Below are 16,742 nucleotides of genomic sequence, written 5' to 3' on the forward strand. Positions count from 1 at the left end.
GGCCGGCGGATGTTCCGCTCGACGGTGCTGGGCTGCGCGGCCGGCCTGCTGCTCGCCCTGGACGGCTTCCACCTGGTGCCGGCGGGTTCGGGCCGTACGCCGAGGCGGCCCGGGACGTGCTGCGCGGCATGGTCGCCTCCAGTCAGGAGCCGATCGCCGGCGGCCGGCACAAGGTGTTCGGCCGTGCCGACCTGAACGTCGTACCGACCACCTCCACCATCGCCTCGCACCTGCCCCGGGCGGTCGGGATGGGGCTCGCCGTGGAGCGGCTGCGCCGCCTCGACAGCGCCGGACGGCGCACCGGCACCGAGGCGCGGATCGGCAGCGGCGGCGGTGCCGCGCACGCCCCGTGGCCGTCGGACGCCATCGTGGTCTGTTCCTTCGGCGACGCCTCGGTCAACCACGCGAGCGCCACCGCCGCGTTCAACACCGCCGGCTGGTACGACCATGCCGGGCTGCGCATCCCGGTGCTCTTCGTCTGCGAGGACAACGGGCTGGGCATCAGCGTGCGCTCCCCGCAGGGTTGGGTGGAGGCGACGTTGCGGGCCAGGCCGGGCATCCGCTACTTCAGCGCCGACGGGGCCGACCCGGTGCAGACGTACGCGGTGGCGACCGAGGCGGCGGCCTGGGTGCGCCGGCATCGGCGGCCGGCCGTGCTGCACCTGCGCACCGTCCGGTTGATGGGGCACGCCGGCGCCGACGCGGAGTCGGCGTACCGCAGCCCCGCCGAGCTGGCCGAGGACCTGGCCCGGGATCCGGTGGTCGCCACCGCGCGGCTGCTCGCCGAGGCCGGTGTGGCAAGCGGCGAGGAGCTGCTGGGCCGGTACGACGAGACCGGCTGGCAGGTACGCCGGCTGGCCGAGGAGGTGCTGGGCGAGCCGAAGCTGGCGTCCGCGGCCGACGTGGTGGCCGCGCTGGCGCCCCGGCGTCCGGTGCGGGTGGCGCGGGCGGTGGCCGACGCGGCGGCGCGGGCCAGTGGGCCGGGCGCGGCGGCGCGCGAGGAGTCGTTCGGGGGTAGGCCGCCGGAGCTGGCCGGCCCGTTGACCCTCGCGCAGAGCATCAACGCGGCGCTCGCCGACGGGATGCTCGACCATCCGCAGATGGCCGTCTTCGGCGAGGACGTGGCCGCCAAGGGCGGCGTGTACGGGGTGACCAAGGGGTTGCGGGACCGGTTCGGGGCGGCCCGGGTCTTCGACACCCTGCTCGACGAGACGTCGGTGCTGGGGCTCGGGTTGGGCGCAGGGCTGGCCGGGATGCTGCCGGTGCCGGAGATCCAGTACCTGGCGTACCTGCACAACGCCGAGGACCAGCTGCGCGGCGAGGCGGCCACCATGCAGTTCTTCTCCCGGGGGGCGTTCCGCAACCCGATGGTGGTGCGGGTGGCCGGGTTGGCGTACCAGGAGGGGTTCGGCGGGCACTTCCACAACGACAACTCGGTGGCCGTACTCCGGGATGTGCCGGGTCTGGTGGTCGCGGTGCCGGCGCGGCCGGACGACGCCGCGCCGATGCTGCGGACCTGCCTGGCGAGCGCGGCGGTGGACGGCAGTGTCTGCGTGTTCCTGGAGCCGATCGCGCTGTACCACACCCGCGACCTGTACGCGGACGGTGACGGTGAGTGGCTGGCCGGTTATCCGGAGCCGGGGGCGTGGGTGGCCGGGCACGTGCCGGTGGGCCGCGCCCGGGTCTACCAGGTGGGCTCGGCCGACGACCTGACCATCATCACCTTCGGTAACGGGGTGCGGATGTCGTTGCGCGCGGCTGCGGTCCTCGCCGAGGAGGGGGTGGGCACCCGCGTGGTGGACCTGCGCTGGTTGGCGCCGCTGCCGGTGGCGGACATCATCCGGGAGTCCTCGGCGACGGGTCGGGTGCTGGTGGTGGACGAGACGCGCCGCTCCGGCGGGGTCGGCGAGGGGGTCATCGCCGCGCTCGTCGACGCCGGATATGTCGGCGCCGCACGTCGAGTAGCCGGAGTTGACTCGTTTGTACCATTAGGTCCGGCAGCACGTCAGGTTCTGGTCTCCGCGGAAGCCATTACCGACGGTGCCCGTACGCTGCTGGCACGGTAAATTCCGTTCCACCCGGTGCGCCACTTGCGCGCAGAGGCACAAGTGTGTGGACTTTGCCTGACGGCGTCGGTCCGACGCCGCGAGCAGGGACGAGATGAGGAGGCACGCGACAGTGAGCGCGACCGCTGGTCAGGCCGCCGACGGGGTACGCAGCCTGGCGGACCGGTTCGGAATCGAACCGGGGATGGTCGTCATGGAGATGGGGTACGACGACGACGTCGACCAGGATCTCCGCGACGCCCTGACCGACCGCTGTGGAGAGCTTGTCGACGAGGACACCGACGAGGTGGTCGACGCGGTGCTGGTGTGGTACCGAGACGGCGACGGTGATCTCTTCGAACTTCTCGTCGACGCCCTTGGCCCGCTGGCCGACAACGGGGTCGTGTGGCTGCTCACGCCGAAGGCGGGGCGTGACGGGCACGTCGAGCCGAGCGAGGTCGCGGAGTCCGCGCCCACCGCCGGCCTCCAGCAGACCTCGACCGTCAACGCCGGCCGGGACTGGAGCGGTGCCCGCCTGGTGCTGCGCCGCGGGGCCAAGGCCAAGAAGTAGCCCTCCAGCCGCTCCACACGCCCGGCGGTCGGTACCGCCGGGGTGTGGCAGGTTGGTGCCACCCCCGAACCGACCGAGGAGTTCACATGCCCATCGAGGTGGGTGCCGAGGCACCGGACTTCGTGTTGAAGGACCAGAACAACCAGCAGGTCCGGCTCTCCGATTTCCGCGGTCGGCGTACCGTGCTGCTGGTCTTCTACCCCTTCGCCTTCACCGGCACCTGCCAGGGTGAGCTGGCCGAGGTGCGGGACAACCTCGACCAGTACGTGAACGACGACGTCCAGGTGCTGACGGTCAGCGTCGACTCGGTGTTCAGCCACAAGGTCTGGGCCGACCGGGAGGGCTACCAGTTCCCCCTGCTGGCCGACTTCTGGCCGCACGGCGCCGTCGCCCAGGCGTACGGGGTCTTCAACGACGTCGCCGGCATGGCCAACCGGGGCACCTTCGTCATCGACCGCGACGGCGTGGTCCGCTTCGCCGAGATGAACGGCCCGGGCGAGGCCCGCGACCAGCAGGGCTGGCGCAAGGCCATCGCCGAGGCGGCCGTCTGACCGGGGTACGCCGTGCGTCCGGGCCGGCGGCAAGCAGGTAAGCTTGCCAGCCACCGGCCCGCCACACGGGGCGTTCCGGGCGCGTAGCTCAGTGGGAGAGCACCCGCCTTACAAGCGGGGGGTCGCAGGTTCGAAACCTGCCGCGCCCACCATCGGGCAGCAGAAACCGCCCCGGGGAGATCGTTCCTCGGCGTGGTGAGACTCTCGCGCGTTCTGCTGGCCGCGAAGAGGACTTTCAGCGGCTTCGTCCGCCGGTCATGCTGGCTCGATGGATTCGCCAAGAGGCCTTACGTCCCAGGCCCTGCTCACAAGCCTCTACGCGGCCTTCAACGAGCGTGACATTCCCACGCTGCTGGCCGCCATGACGCCGGATGTCTCGTGGCCCAACGGTTGGGAAGGAGGCGTCGTTCGCGGCCGCGAGGAGGTGAGCGCCTACTGGCGCCGACAGTGGGACCAGATCGAGCCCACTGTCACGCCGACCGCGTTCACCACGGAGGCCGACGGCCGCATTGCGGTCACCGTTCATCAGACGGTCCACGACAAAAGCGGCGTGAAGCTCGCCGACCACACCGCCACGCATGTCTACCGCCTGGACAAGGGACTGGTGACAGAGATGGAAATCCGAGACTGACGCAACGTCCTCTCATGCCGCAGGAGCTGTTGGGTTCCCGTTGCCGACGGGCAGCACAGCCCCGTCAGGGCTCCGGCAGAGAGTCGGGCCATTAAACTCCGCGCATGCAGCATTGCCGACTGTCCTCCGCCAAACGCACAGCGATCGGGGCGGTGCTGCTGGTCTTGGCGGTAGCCGGCTGCAACTCCACGGCGGAATCGTCCTCCGGTGCCAGGTGGTCGAGCCCTGACCCCGCCGCTACCGCGACCTCCTCCCGCGCTGCTTCCCCCTCCAGTCCCCGTGACGCCGAACCTTCCGCATCTCCCGCCCCCACCGCAAACAAGTCCCAGGAGCCCAAAGCGGCACAGAGGACGCAGGCACCGAGCGGGGCCGGCACCAAGTACGCGGCGTGTGCCGACGGCGACTGCAAGGTGTCCTTCTCCGGTTCGGTCACATTCCCACTCGGCAGCTGGACGGTGTCGTCCTCCGTGGAGGATGGCGGTGTCAGGGTGCGACTGACCAACGCCAATGGCAGGGGCGGCGGTGGCGGCTTCATGGCAGGCCCCGGGTGCAGTGTGGCGATCCACGCGGACGGCGGCGGGCGAGTCGGGTGCGACCAACCCGGAGCCGAGCCCAAACCGGGAGGGTGGGTCGTGCACCTGCTGGAACTGAACGGGGACAAGGCGGTCATCCGAGCGATCCTGGGCTGACTGCGCAACGGCGCTCGCCCCGGGCATGACCGCCGAGGATCGAGTGCCATCGACTCCAGCGGAATACGATCGAGTCGTGGCATTGGCGGAGACCAGGCTGGTCTTGATGGGGTCACCTGGTGCGGAGACGGCTGCGGTGGCCGATCATCTCGCCGCCCGGCTCGGACTTCCCTCGATCGCCATCCGGGACGCGATTCAGTCAGCGGTGCGCGCGGGAACGGAACTCGGCGACGATCTGCGCCGGTTCATGAACGCGGAGCGGTTGCCACCGCCCGAGCTTCTCGCCGCGATCGTGCGGCGCCGCCTCGGCGAACCCGACGTGGTCGACGGCTTCGTGTACTGGACGGAGTTCCCCACGCTGTCGGTGATGCGGTCGCTGGAGACCTTGGGGATCCACACGGTCGAGCTGGTCCTGGCCGATGCCGAGGCAACGCGGCGTCTGACTGGACGCCGCACGTGCCGGGGCTGCGGGATGATCTGGCACATCGACTCGTCACCGCCCCTCGTCGAAGGTGTCTGCGACAGGTGCGGTGGCGGGTTGTTCCATCGTGACGACGACGCTCCTGCCGCCGTCGCCCACCGGTTGAGCGTCTACCACACGCACTGCACCCCCGTTCTGGCCCGTTACCGCGCCGCAGGTCTCCTGATCAGCGTCGACGCCACCCGTCCGACAGAGGAGATCGTGACCGAGCTGACCAGTCGGCTTGAGGGTGGTTGAGCACAAGCGGGACCGCTAGCCTCGGACCCCATGACGTACGCGGACGAGAACGCTCATCGCGAGCCGCCGATCGCGGGCGACGAGACGGCCACCCTGCTGGACTCCCTGGACCGCCAGCGGGCCACCCTGGCGTGGAAGACCGGCGGGCTGGACGCCGCCGGTCTTCGGGAGACGCTCGGCCCGGAGTACGCCCGGCACGTCGGGCACGCCGATCTGATCCGGGGAGTCGGTGGACGGGCTCACCGGTGACGACCCGCCGCGCTGAACGGGGCTACTTAGTGACGAGGTTGCGCAGCGCCGCGATGGCCGCCCGGTCGCTGACCTCGGCGTAGATCTTCTTGTCGGCGCCGACCATGACGACGTACGGGCACTTCTGGTCGTCGCCGGGCATCGTCTTCTCCAGCAGCTTGCGGCCTGTCGCCGCCTCGTACACGCGCAGACGCCAGCTCGTCCGCACCAGCGTCAGGGTCTGCGGTTTCGGGTCGTCGAACTTGCAGGTGCGGATCGTGGAGCCGGCGCTGACCCGATCGAGGCAGGCGACCATCTGCACCGAGCGGGGGTCCTCCGACGCCCACGTCTGTTCGACCTTCTTGGACAGACCCAGGTCGTAGTAGTAGCCGTCGTCCTTGTAGCGCATCCCCGGGGTGTCCGACAGGAGCAGGACGACCGGGTGCGGCGCCTTGCCGGCCCGTTTGGGCAGCTCCGGGTAGTAGATGTCCTCGTCGCACACCCGGTTCAGGTCCTCGATCTTCTCCGCCGGGTACGCGCTGGCCTGCGGGCCCTGCACGACGGGTTCCTCGGCGGGAATGCTCGCGGTCGGGCCACCGCCGCCGCTGCTGCGGGGTCGCACGGGCGCGGTGGTCTCCGGGCCGGACGCGGTGGTGTCGTCGCCGCGCAGCAGGAAGATGCCGCCGACCAGGCCGAGGCAGGCCACGAGCAGGAGGACCACTGCGCCCCCGACGACGGCGGCGACGATGGTCGTCTGGTTCGAGCCGGTGGGCGGCGGCGCGGCGGCCCAGCCGGGGGCCTCGGGGTTCGCGGCGGCCACGGCCGGCGCCGCCTCGACGGCCGTCGGAGTCTCCGCGGCGGGCGACGGGTCCGGCGACGGGTCCGGCGTCGGAGTCGGCTCCGCGGACGGGGTGGGGTCCGGCGACGGACCTTCGGCAGGTTCGGCACCGGTCATGGCGACGTCCTTTGTTGATCAAGGGGAGCCGTGACTGTATCAAGGCCACGTACGGAACGTGACCCCGTTTTCGGTCGTCCCCCTGCCGGCGCTGACAGCGTGGACGCGATGATGGGCGCGTGCAGGACACCGTCGCCGTCGCGCTGATCACCGCGCTGTCCACGTTGGCCGCCGCCGCCCTCACCGGGCTGATCGGCGCGTTCAGCACCCGCCGCCAACTGGCCCACCAGCTCGCCGTCGCCCGGCTGGAGAGCGCCGACGCGCGGGCGACGCGCCGGGAGGAGCTGCGCCGCGACGCGTACGTCGGGTTCCTGAGCGCCTGTGACCGGGCGTACCGGCAGTTGGACAGGCGATGGCTGGAGACCGGCGCGGACGGGCAGGGGTCCGGCTACGACGAGGCGTACTCGGCGATGCGCGGCGTGGACGAGGCGTACAACCTGGTGTTGCTGGAGGGGCCGGCGGACGTGGCGGCGGCGGCCCGGTCGGTGCTGGCGAGCCTCACGACGGAGTACGCCGACCAGCGCCGGTTCGGGGACGGGCCGGACGGCTCCGCGACGCCGCTGCGGGACAGGCACCGGGAACGCTGGCTCGCCGCGATCGAGCAACGGACCAGCCGCCGGATCTCCTTCGTCGACGTCGTCCGTCCGGTGCTGGGTCGGGACGGGTGACGCGGACGAGCGGGCGGTCGGCGCCGGTTCACCACCCGGCGCCGACCGGTGTCCTCAGCTGGTGAAGCCACCGTCCACATTGATCACCGCGCCGGTCACGTAGCCCGCCTCCGGACTGGCGAGGTGCGCGACGGTCGCCGCGATGTCGGCGGGGTGGGCGAAACGGCCGAGAGCGGTGAACCCGGCGATGGCCGCAGCGTTCGGTCCGTCCGCCGGGTTGGCGTCGGTGTCCGTGGGGCCTGGGTTGACCAGGTTGACGGTGATGCCGCGGGGGCCCAGCTCGCGGGCCAGGCCCCGGGTCAGCCCGACCAGGGCGGTCTTGCTCATCGCGTAGAGCGCCAGCCCGGGGAAGACCGCCCGTTCACCGACGTTGCTGCCGATGCTGATGACCCGTCCGCCGTCGCCCAGGTGTCGCAGCGCCGCCCGCACGGCCACGTACGGCGCCCGGACGTTCACCGCGATCGTCCGCTCCACCTCCACCATGTCGAGGTCCGCGGTGGCGCCGAACGGGAACACCGCCGCGTTGTTCACCACGATGTCCAGCTGGCCCATCTCGGCGGCGGCCCGGTCGACCGCGTCCGCCACGGCCGTCGGGTCCGCACCGTCGGCCCGGATCGCCAGGGCGCGGCGGCCCAGCGCCTCGATCCTCTTCACCACCAGCGCGGCCCGCTCCGTGTCCTGCCGGTAGGTGAGCACCACGTCGGCGCCGTCCTGGGCCAGGCGCAGCGCGATTCCGGCCCCGATGCCCCGGGAACCGCCGGTCACCAGGGCGACCCTGTTGTCGAGTGTCGTCGTCATGCAGACGATCATCTGAGGACGCCGGCCTGCCGTCTGGCGGTCATCGGACCCCTCGTTCGCACCGCCAGGTCCGAAATCCGCTCGGCCTATGCTCGGGATCAGCGCAGGTGGGGAGGAAGACCGTGGACCTGTCCGGCATCGAGGCCGTTCTGTTCGACATGGACGGCACCCTCGTCGACTCCGACGCCGCCGTCGAGCGGGCCTGGCAGCGGTGGGCCGCCGAGTACGGCGTCGACCCGGAGGCGGCGCTCGCCATCGCGCACGGCAGCCCCGCCGACCGGACCGTCCGCCGCCTGCTGCCCGGCCTCGACGACACCGCGGTCGCCGTCGCGTCGGCACGCCAGCTGGCGTTGCAGTACGACGACCTGTCCGACGTGACGGCCACCCCCGGCGCCCACGAGCTGCTGCGGACGCTGGCCCGGCTGGGGATGCCCTGGGCGGTGGTGACAAGCGCCGACGCCCGGCTGGCCAGGGCGCGACTCGGTGCCGCGGGCATCGAGCCCGCCCTGCTGGTCACGGTCGAGGACGTCAGCGTGGGCAAGCCGGCCCCGGAGGGGTACCTGCGCGCCGCCGCGCTGCTCGACGTGTCGCCGGCGCGCTGCCTGGTCGTCGAGGACGCCGAGGTGGGGTTGGAGGCCGGTCGCGCGGCCGGCGCGATGACGGCCGCGCTGAAGGGGCTCGACGGCGACCTGCGCCTCGACGACCTGGCGCACCTGGCTTACCAGCTGGAGTCGGCGCCGGCGTCACCGTGAGAAGCGGCAGGGGCGCCGGCGGGGTACGACGACTGGAAGGGTTGGTCGGGTGACGCTGACGTTGACGCCGATGACCGAGCAGGAACTCGCCCGGCTGCGCGGGCCGCTGCAACAGGCGTACGCCGAGAAGATGGTGGAGCAGCGGGGGTTCACCCCGCAGGCCGCCCTGGAGCACTCCGTACACCGGATGGGGGAGCTGCTGCCCGGCGGCGTCGCCACCGAGGGGGCGCTGCTGCGCGTGGCGCGGGTCGACGACACCGAGGTCGGCTGGATCTGGGTGACCCTGCCCGGTGCCGCCGGCGCGACCGACGCCCGCCGGGCCTGGATCCACAACATCGAGGTCGATCCGGCGCACCAGGGCCGTGGCCACGCACGGCGGATGATCCAGCTCATCGAGGTCGAACTGGCCCAACTCGGCGTCTCCGAGCTGGGGCTCAACGTCTTCGGGACGAACACCGTGGCGATCGGGCTGTACCGCAGCCTGGGCTTCGAGGTCACCGCCCAGCAGATGGCCAAGCGGATCGACCCGGCGGGCTGAGCCCGTCGGTCTCCCCGGCAGGACTGTTCACCTGCCCAGCGGGAAACCCGCGCGGACCGCACCTGGGGAGGAGCGACGGATGACGCACGGCGCCGGACTGACCATCGGTGTGCTCGGCTCGTACGGAGGCCGGAACCTCGGCGACGAGGCGATCCTCACCGGCCTGCTCGCCGACCTGCGGACGCAGGAGCCAAATGCCCGGATCATCGTCTTCTCTCGTAACCCGGAGCACACCCGGGCCGCCCATCCCGATGTCGAGGCGGTGCCCTGGGAGGGCGTCAGCCGCACCGACTCCGCCCTGGTGCTGGCCCAGCTCGACCTGCTCATCCTGGGCGGCGGCGGGATCCTCTACGACCGGGAGGCCCGCCGCTACCTGCGGGTCGTCCGGGTCGCCCAGGAACGTGGCCTGCCCCTGATCACGTACGCGGTGGGGGTCGGGCCGCTCAGCGACTCGGTGGACACCGGCATGGTCCGGGAGACCCTGGCCGGCGCCACCCAGGTCACCGTGCGCGACCAGGAGTCCCGGATGGTGCTGGAGGAGGCCGGGCTGCTCAACCCGATCACCGTCACCGCCGACCCGGCCTTCCTCCTCGAACCGGAGGACTTCCCGGCTCACCTGCTGAGCGAGGAGGGTGTGCCGGCGGGCAAGCGGCTGGTCGGCATCAGCGTGCGGGAGCCGGGACGGGCGGCCGAGCGCCTCGACGTGGACGGCTACCACCGGTTGCTGGCCCAGATCGGTGACTTCCTGGTGCACCGGATCGACGCGTACGTGTTGTTCGTGCCGATGGAACGCGACGACATCCGGCACTCCCACGGGGTGCTGTCGCACATGGTGGCAGCCGAGCGGGGGCGGATCCTGCACGGCACGTACTCGCCGCAGCAGGTGCTCGGGTTGATGCGCCACTTCGACCTGGCCGTCGGCATGCGCCTGCACTTCCTGATCTTCGCGGCGATGGTGGGCACGCCGTTCCTGCCGCTGCCGTACGCCGGCAAGGTCTTCGACCTGGCTCAGCGCCTCGGCGTGCCGGCCCTGCGCGGCGTGGAGCGGGAGGTCGAGGGGCCGCTGCTGGCCGAGGTCGACCGGCTGTGGGACGAGCGGGAGCAGCGCGCCGAGGCCACCGCACGTCGGGTCGCGGACGTCTGCGAGCAGGCCCGGGGCACGTCGGACGTCACCCGCGGCGTGCTGGACAGCCTGCGTAGCCAGACCCTGACCCGGGTCTGATCCGGCCCCGTCACATGGCCGGGCCGGTCCACCGGTAGCGCCAGTCACGGGATTCCTCCCGGGCGTTCTCCAGCTCGTAGATCTCGGCGTGGGCCAGGCCACCGGACCCGATGTGGTGGTGGGTCAGCGGCGGGCGACCATTGGGGTCCAACTCGACGGTGACGGTCTGCCCGTCCGCCGTGCCGCCGACGAGCAGGATCTGCACGGATGAAGCCATGCGCCCATCCTGCCTGCCGTACCGCCCGCCCGCAGCGGATAGCGGGGCAGCGCGGGCCCGCGTCGCGGCCTAGGGTCGGTGGATGGAGCAGCCGATCGATCCGACGCTCGGCCCGGTGCTGGCCCGCACCGGCGACGAGCGCGCCGTACTGGACTCCTTCCTCGACTTCCACCGCGCCGTGCTGCTGCGCAAGGTGCGCGGTCTCTCCGATGCCGACGCCGGCCGCCGGCTGGTGCCCTCGGCGACCACGCTCGCCGGTCTGGTCAAGCACCTGACCATGGTCGAGCGGAACTGGTTCCCGACCCTGCTGGCCCCCGAGGCCGGCGATGTCTACCTGACCGCGACCGAGGACGCGGTCGCGCACTTCACGATCGGCGACGAGGACACCGTCGCCGCGCTCGTCGAGGCGTACGAAGGGGCGTGCGCCCGGTCCCGGCAGGTCGTCGCGCGTTTCGACCTCGACCACGTGGTGCCGCACCCGCAGCTCGGCGAGGTGTCGGTGCGCTGGATCCTGGTGCACATGATCGAGGAGACGGCCCGGCACGCCGGCCACGCCGACATCCTGCGTGAGCTGACCGACGGGTCGACGGGCGCGCTCTGAGTCGAGCCGGCTGTCAACCGGTGGGCAGCAGGCCCGCCGGGTACTCCATCCCGTCGTGGGTGCAGGCCGCGGCGGCGACCCGCGCCGCGTACCGGGCCGCCTCCGGCAGCGGCCGGTCCCGCAGCCGGCCGGCGACCAGCCCGGCCACGAACGCGTCGCCGGCACCGTTGCTGTCCACCACCGGCCCCGGCGGGGCGGCCGGTGGCACCGGCAGCGACGAGCCGTCGCCCGGGTACAGGTCGGCGCCGTCCGCGCCCCGGGTCACCACCACCGGCCGGGGCGCCAGCGTGTCGGCGACAGCCGTGACTCTTCCGTCCAGCCGTACCCCGCTCACCAGGATCAGGTCGGCGACCTCGGCGAACGGCAGGTGGTAGGGGTTCTCGCCGTCCCAGTCGTGCAGGTCGGTGGTGAGCGCCACGCCGGCCGGAACTGCGGCCCGCACGGCGGGCAGCAGCGGCACCATCCAATCCATAATCGAAATGTGGACGTGCCGGGCGTCGCGGACCAGGTCGCCCACCTGCGCGGCGGAGAAGGGCGGATCACCCCGCCACGGGCGCGGGTCGTACAGCGAGGTGCGCCGCCCGTCCGGGTCCACCAGGTTCACCGACCGGCGGGTGCCGCCCGGGCTCTCGGCCAGCAACGCCGGCACCCCGGCCCGGCTCAGCGCCGCCCGGACGACGTCGCCGGCCGGGTCCGCGCCGAGGCTGTCGACCACAAGCACCCGCAGGCCGAGTGCCCGGGCGGCCAGCGCCACCCCGGCGCCGGTGTTGCCGATCCGCAGCTCGATCGGCTCGACGGTGTGCGAATCGGCGGCCGGTAGCGGCAGCGCGGGCACCCGGACCCGCACATCCACCCCGAGCCCGCCGAGGACCAGCAGATCGACCATGGCATCGACGCTACCCGGGGTCGCACCGTCGCGATCTTGCATGGTCGACCTCGGCACGCACCCACACACGGCGTCGACCGGAACGCCCGCTCGCGCAGACGGGCGGCGGTGCCTCGCCCCGCGTGTCCGCCTATCCTGGGCGTGGACGGCGACGAGGGGGAGTACGTGCTGGTCATCCACGGGCTGTGGTTGCCCAGCGACGGTTCGACGGGCGGTCTCGCGCTCTGGGGCGAGGACAGCGCCGCGCCGCCCCCTGCGGCCCGCTCCGGCCGGCCACCCCGGGAACGCCCGCATCCTTTCGCCGCCGGGCACACCGACCTGGCCGCCGTCCTCGCCGACGCCGCCCCGCCGGCCCGCCCGGACACCGCGCTCGTCACCCTGCCCACCCGGGCGGGCGCGCCGAGCGACTCACCCGAGCTGATCCGGACCGCCGTCGCACCCCCGGCCCGCGGCCGGCTCACCCTGGCCGCGTGGCGGGTGCCCGTCCTGGTGTACGCCCCGGACGACGCCCTCGTTCTGCTGCGCGCCCTGGACGAGCTTCCCGTGGTGTGCGGGGCCGCCCTGCGCCACCTCGCCGAGATTGCCGACTTCGCCGCCGACCTGGTGACCCGGGGCCGCGTCCTACCGGGCGTCGGCACTGCGGAACAGCTCGACGCCCTCGACCAGGTCACCGCCCGGGCGGTCTGGCGTCCGCTGCTGACCGGCACCGACGCCGGCTGGGCGCGGTCACTGGCGTTGGCCCTGCCACCCGCCGCCCGAGCCGTCGCCGGCGGCACCGAACTGACCGCCGGGACGCTCGTCGCGGACGCCCTCGACGCGTTGACCGACGCCGCCGCGCGGGCCGCTCTCGCCACCACCACGCTGGCGCGGGGGCTGCGTCCGGGCGGGCCGGCACCGGCCTGGCTGGCGGCGCTCGCCGGCCCGCACCGCGACTTCACCGTCGACCCGGCGGCGCTGGGCACGCTGCGTACCGAGCTGGACGCCTGGCAGCGCGACGCCGCAGGCGGACCGGTGCGGGCCAGCTTCCGGCTGGTGGAGCCGGCTCCCGAGGAGGTCACCGAACCGGTCCTGGCCACCCGCCCGACCGGCGACACGCCGACGCCGGTGGGCTCCGCGGGCGGCGGGCGGTGGCGGCTGGAGTTCGGACTGCAGCCGGCCGACGAACCGGGCCTGCACGTCGACGCCGGGCAGGTCTGGCGGGCGCCGCAGACCCTCGGCAACCTGGCCGGCCGCACGAACAGCCCACAGGAGACGCTGCTCGCCGAGTTGGGCCGGGCCAGCCGGCTCTGGCCCGACCTGGACGCCGCGCTGCGGACCGCCGCTCCCGAGGCGATGGAGCTGGACGTCGACGGCGCGCACCGCTTCCTCAGCGAGGGCGCCCCGGTCCTGCACGCCGCCGGGTTCGGTGTGCTGCTGCCGTCCTGGTGGCAGCGCCGCTCGGCGCGGCTCGGCGCCCGGTTGCGCGCCCGCAGCCGTACCGCGCCCGGCACGGTGGCCAGCGTCGACGCCGGTGTCGGCCTGGACGCCCTTGTCGACTACCGCTGGGAGGTGGCGCTCGGCGACCAGCCGCTGACCGCCGACGAGCTGGCGGCGCTGGCCGAGGTGAAGACCCCGCTGGTGCGGTTGCGGGGCCGGTGGGTCGAACTGGACCCGGGTCGCCTCGCGGCGGGTCTGCGGCTGCTCCGCTCGGCGGGGGAGCTGACCGTCGCCGACCTGCTCCGCCTCGGGCTGACCGACGGCGAGGACAGCGGGGCGTTGCCGGTGCTGGAGGTGACCGCCGACGGGGCGCTGGGCGATCTGCTCGCCGGCGCGGTCGAGCGTCGACTCACCCCGCTGGACCCGCCGCCGGGCTTCGTGGGGACGCTGCGGCCGTACCAGCGGCGCGGGTTGGCCTGGCTGGCGTTCCTGCGCTCGCTCGGGCTGGGCGGCGTCCTCGCCGACGACATGGGCCTCGGCAAGACCGTGCAACTGCTCGCGCTGCTCGCCGGTGACCCGCCGGACGCCGGGCCGACCCTGCTGGTGTGTCCGATGTCGCTGGTCGGCAACTGGCAGCGCGAGGCGGCGAAGTTCACGCCAGGGCTGCGTGTGCACGTACACCATGGGGCGGACCGGGCGCGGGGGGCGGAGTTCACCGCGGCCGCGCACGGCGCGGACCTGGTCCTCACCACCTACGCGGTGGCCGCCCGCGACGCCGTCGACCTGGCCGGCATCGACTGGCACCGGGTGGTGGTGGACGAGGCGCAGGCCATCAAGAACGCCTCGACCCGGCAGGCCGAGGCGGTCCGTGCGCTGCCCGCGCGGCAGCGGGTGGCGGTGACCGGTACGCCTGTGGAGAACCGGCTCGCCGACCTCTGGTCGATCATGCAGTTCGCCAACCCGGGCCTGCTCGGGCCGGCCGCGACGTTCCGCAAGCGGTTCGCCGAGCCGATCGAGCGCAACGGTGACACCGACGCCGCCGAGCGGCTGCGCCGGATCACCGGCCCGTTCGTGCTGCGCCGACTCAAGACCGACTCGTCGATCATCTCCGACCTGCCGGAGAAGCTGGAGATGGAGGTGCTCTGCAACCTCACCGCCGAGCAGGCCGCCCTGTACCGGGTGGTGGTCGACGACATGCTCAACCGGATCGAGACCAGCGACGGCATCGAACGACGAGGGCTGGTGCTGGCCACCATGACCCGGCTCAAGCAGGTCTGCAACCACCCGGCGCAACTGCTGCGCGACGGCTCGGCCCTGGAGGGGCGCTCGGGCAAACTGGCCCGGCTCACCGAGATCCTGGAGGAGGTCCTCGCGGCGGGGGAGCGGGCGCTGCTGTTCACGCAGTACGCCGAGTTCGGCGCGATGCTGCGCGGGCACCTGTCGGCGCGGTTCGGCCGGGAGGTGCTGTTCCTGCACGGCGGGCTCGGCAAGGCCGAGCGGGACGCGATGGTGCAGCGCTTCCAGTCCGCCGACGGCCCCCCGCTGTTCGTCCTGTCGCTCAAGGCCGGCGGTACCGGGCTCACCCTGACCGCCGCCAACCACGTGGTGCACGTGGACCGGTGGTGGAACCCGGCGGTGGAGGACCAGGCCACCGACCGGGCGTTCCGGATCGGGCAGCGACGGCGGGTGCAGGTGCGCAAGTTCGTCTGCGCCGGCACCGTGGAGGAGAAGGTGGCCGCGCTGATCGCCGACAAACGCAACCTCGCCGAACGGGTGGTCGGCACCGGCGAGCAGTGGATCACCGAGCTGTCCACCGGGCAGCTACGGGACCTGTTCGCCCTGGAGGCCGGGGCGGTGGTGGAGTGATGAGCACCGACCGGTTCGCCGACTACGGCCGGCCCCGCCGGGTCCAGGGTGGGTTGCGGGCACGCAGCGCCCGGGGCGCCATCGGCCGATCCTGGTGGTCGCGGCGCTTCCTGGAGGTGCTGGAGTCGTTCGCGCTCGGCACCCGGCTGACCCGGGGCCGGTCGTACGCGCGGGCGGGGCAGGTGCTGCGCCTCGACGTCGCGCCGGGGCGGGTCAGCGCCGAGGTGCAGGGCTCGCGGCCGCAGCCGTACCAGGTCTCGATCGCGCTGACACCGTTCCCGGCCGCGCTCTGGTCCCGGATCGAGACGGAACTGGCCGGGCAGGCGTTCTTCAGCGCGCGGCTGCTCGCCGGGGACCTCCCCGACGAGTTGGAGGAGCTGTTCGTCGCCGCCGGGGCGCCGCTCTTCCCGACCGGCGTCGACGAGCTGACCCAGCGGTGCAACTGCCCCGACTTCGCGGTGCCGTGCAAGCACCTCGCGGCCACGTTCTATCTGCTGGCCGAGGCGTTCGACGCGGACCCGTTCGAGCTGCTGCACTGGCGCGGCCGGTCCCGGGCTGACCTGCTCGACGAGCTGCGCGCCCGTCGTGCCGAGGCCACCGGCACACCGGCGCCACCCGAAGCGGTCCATCCATCCACACCGGACGACGATCCGTCCGCTGTGGACGTACCGGCGTCGCCGGCCGGCGCGGCCCGAGCGCTCGTCGGCCTGTCGGCGACGCCGATGGCCGAGGCGCCGGACCGGTTCTGGTCGCCGCCCGTGCCGCTGCCCGACCGGCCGCCACGACTGGCGACCGGCCCCGACCTGCTGCTGCGTCAGCTCGGCCCACCGGCGCCGGGCATCGGCGGGCCGGGGTTGCTCGAACGGCTGCGCCGCGCCTACCGGGCGTTCGGCCCGGCCGACAGGTGAGTCGTCACGTCCACCGGCGACGGAACCGCCACATGATCGCGGCGTTCGCCACCAGCACCACCGCGCAGATCGCCCCGGCGAGCCGGCCGGCGAACACGGTCATCGCCGGCAGCGACGCCCACAGCACGATGGTCAACAACATCAGGTAACGGCCCCGCCGGGCCCGGACCCGGTGGTCCAGCCGGGCGAAGAAGGCCGGGTCACTCTCCCGGAGCTGACGGGTGATCTGGTCGAACCTGCGCTGATCCTCTTTGCTGAGCATGGCGCTGCCTTCCCCTCACGCGTTCAGCGGTCCGGCGGCATACCCGCTGCGGCGGCGGCTCACGCTCACCCGCTGCTGCTACTTTTGCCTCGCACGAGGGCGTCTCACGTCTGGCTTATCCGAACCTTAAGTTTGCCTGTGGTGGTGAACGGCGCGGAAAGTGCCGGGTACGCCCCCACGGTCCGATCCGTGCCCGGCTGCCACACGTACGCCCTGCTGA

The 16,742-nt window shown here is 73.0% G+C and carries 18 protein-coding genes and 1 tRNA gene; 14 read left to right on the forward strand and 5 right to left on the reverse strand.

All coding sequences use genetic code 11. The features are described 5' to 3' along the window. The 7 genes from ABZS77_RS26090 to ABZS77_RS26120 form a co-directional block, all read left to right on the forward strand. A partial coding sequence (locus ABZS77_RS26090; protein ID WP_354827920.1) for a thiamine pyrophosphate-dependent enzyme occupies nucleotides 1-2,066 on the forward strand: 2,066 nt, incomplete at its 5' end. A 112-nt stretch (nucleotides 2,067-2,178) separates the two neighbouring features. Next, on the forward strand, nucleotides 2,179-2,616 hold the full coding sequence (locus tag ABZS77_RS26095; RefSeq protein WP_110565654.1) for a DUF3052 domain-containing protein: 438 nt from the start codon (nucleotides 2,179-2,181) through the stop codon (nucleotides 2,614-2,616). Between the two features lie 86 nt (nucleotides 2,617-2,702). Further along, nucleotides 2,703-3,167 (forward strand): peroxiredoxin, encoded by a 465-nt coding sequence (locus ABZS77_RS26100; protein ID WP_354827923.1) that lies wholly within the window; start codon nucleotides 2,703-2,705, stop codon nucleotides 3,165-3,167. A gap of 77 nt (nucleotides 3,168-3,244) precedes the next feature. Beyond that, nucleotides 3,245-3,319, forward strand: a tRNA-Val gene (locus ABZS77_RS26105). A 116-nt stretch (nucleotides 3,320-3,435) separates the two neighbouring features. After that, complete coding sequence (locus ABZS77_RS26110) at nucleotides 3,436-3,798, forward strand: nuclear transport factor 2 family protein (protein WP_354827925.1); 363 nt, start codon at nucleotides 3,436-3,438, stop codon at nucleotides 3,796-3,798. A 714-nt stretch (nucleotides 3,799-4,512) separates the two neighbouring features. Beyond that, on the forward strand, nucleotides 4,513-5,205 hold the full coding sequence (locus tag ABZS77_RS26115) for a nucleoside monophosphate kinase (protein WP_354827928.1): 693 nt from the start codon (nucleotides 4,513-4,515) through the stop codon (nucleotides 5,203-5,205). A 30-nt stretch (nucleotides 5,206-5,235) separates the two neighbouring features. After that, entirely contained in the window at nucleotides 5,236-5,454 is a 219-nt protein-coding gene (locus ABZS77_RS26120) for a hypothetical protein (RefSeq protein ID WP_354827931.1), read from the forward strand. Between the two features lie 22 nt (nucleotides 5,455-5,476). Here ABZS77_RS26120 and ABZS77_RS26125 read toward each other — a convergent pair whose 3' ends face one another. Next, the gene (locus tag ABZS77_RS26125; protein WP_354827934.1) at nucleotides 5,477-6,388 is read right to left on the reverse strand and encodes a hypothetical protein; all 912 of its coding nucleotides are present in this window, start codon (nucleotides 6,386-6,388) and stop codon (nucleotides 5,477-5,479) included. A 119-nt stretch (nucleotides 6,389-6,507) separates the two neighbouring features. On the opposite strand from ABZS77_RS26125, the gene ABZS77_RS26130 reads away from it, so the two are divergent. Further along, the gene (locus ABZS77_RS26130; RefSeq protein ID WP_354827936.1) at nucleotides 6,508-7,056 is read left to right on the forward strand and encodes a hypothetical protein; all 549 of its coding nucleotides are present in this window, start codon (nucleotides 6,508-6,510) and stop codon (nucleotides 7,054-7,056) included. Nucleotides 7,057-7,110: 54 nt separating this feature from the next. Here the strand turns inward: ABZS77_RS26130 and ABZS77_RS26135 are convergent, their stop codons facing one another. After that, complete coding sequence (locus ABZS77_RS26135) at nucleotides 7,111-7,854, reverse strand: SDR family oxidoreductase (RefSeq protein WP_354827939.1); 744 nt, start codon at nucleotides 7,852-7,854, stop codon at nucleotides 7,111-7,113. A 107-nt stretch (nucleotides 7,855-7,961) separates the two neighbouring features. Between ABZS77_RS26135 and ABZS77_RS26140 the strand changes: the two genes are divergently transcribed. From ABZS77_RS26140 to ABZS77_RS26150, 3 genes are all read left to right on the forward strand, one after another. Beyond that, nucleotides 7,962-8,606, forward strand: a complete 645-nt coding sequence (locus tag ABZS77_RS26140) for an HAD-IA family hydrolase (RefSeq protein WP_354827942.1) — start codon at nucleotides 7,962-7,964, stop codon at nucleotides 8,604-8,606. 49 nt (nucleotides 8,607-8,655) lie between these two features. Beyond that, nucleotides 8,656-9,144 carry a GNAT family N-acetyltransferase gene (locus ABZS77_RS26145; RefSeq protein ID WP_354827944.1) on the forward strand — a complete coding sequence of 163 codons (489 nt, stop codon included), beginning with the start codon at nucleotides 8,656-8,658 and terminating at the stop codon, nucleotides 9,142-9,144. A gap of 79 nt (nucleotides 9,145-9,223) precedes the next feature. Beyond that, nucleotides 9,224-10,366 carry a polysaccharide pyruvyl transferase family protein gene (locus ABZS77_RS26150; protein WP_354827946.1) on the forward strand — a complete coding sequence of 381 codons (1,143 nt, stop codon included), beginning with the start codon at nucleotides 9,224-9,226 and terminating at the stop codon, nucleotides 10,364-10,366. A gap of 10 nt (nucleotides 10,367-10,376) precedes the next feature. Here the strand turns inward: ABZS77_RS26150 and ABZS77_RS26155 are convergent, their stop codons facing one another. Next, on the reverse strand, nucleotides 10,377-10,583 hold the full coding sequence (locus ABZS77_RS26155) for a hypothetical protein (RefSeq protein ID WP_354827949.1): 207 nt from the start codon (nucleotides 10,581-10,583) through the stop codon (nucleotides 10,377-10,379). A gap of 82 nt (nucleotides 10,584-10,665) precedes the next feature. Between ABZS77_RS26155 and ABZS77_RS26160 the strand changes: the two genes are divergently transcribed. Then, nucleotides 10,666-11,184, forward strand: a complete 519-nt coding sequence (locus tag ABZS77_RS26160) for a DinB family protein (RefSeq protein WP_354827952.1) — start codon at nucleotides 10,666-10,668, stop codon at nucleotides 11,182-11,184. A 13-nt stretch (nucleotides 11,185-11,197) separates the two neighbouring features. Here the strand turns inward: ABZS77_RS26160 and ABZS77_RS26165 are convergent, their stop codons facing one another. Continuing rightward, on the reverse strand, nucleotides 11,198-12,070 hold the full coding sequence (locus tag ABZS77_RS26165) for a carbohydrate kinase family protein (protein WP_354827955.1): 873 nt from the start codon (nucleotides 12,068-12,070) through the stop codon (nucleotides 11,198-11,200). A 165-nt stretch (nucleotides 12,071-12,235) separates the two neighbouring features. Between ABZS77_RS26165 and ABZS77_RS26170 the strand changes: the two genes are divergently transcribed. Both ABZS77_RS26170 and ABZS77_RS26175 read left to right on the forward strand, forming a co-directional pair. Next, complete coding sequence (locus ABZS77_RS26170; RefSeq protein WP_354828092.1) at nucleotides 12,236-15,352, forward strand: DEAD/DEAH box helicase; 3,117 nt, start codon at nucleotides 12,236-12,238, stop codon at nucleotides 15,350-15,352. Next, complete coding sequence (locus ABZS77_RS26175; protein WP_354827958.1) at nucleotides 15,352-16,260, forward strand: SWIM zinc finger family protein; 909 nt, start codon at nucleotides 15,352-15,354, stop codon at nucleotides 16,258-16,260. The genes ABZS77_RS26170 and ABZS77_RS26175 overlap by 1 nt, the downstream gene beginning before the upstream one ends. Before the next feature lie 4 nt (nucleotides 16,261-16,264). Here ABZS77_RS26175 and ABZS77_RS26180 read toward each other — a convergent pair whose 3' ends face one another. Next, the gene (locus ABZS77_RS26180; protein ID WP_139586530.1) at nucleotides 16,265-16,522 is read right to left on the reverse strand and encodes a DUF3040 domain-containing protein; all 258 of its coding nucleotides are present in this window, start codon (nucleotides 16,520-16,522) and stop codon (nucleotides 16,265-16,267) included. Between the last annotated feature and the right edge of the window lie 220 nt (nucleotides 16,523-16,742).

This window comes from Micromonospora sp. NPDC005298, assembly GCF_040607375.1.
Taxonomy (GTDB): Bacteria; Actinomycetota; Actinomycetes; order Mycobacteriales; family Micromonosporaceae; genus Micromonospora.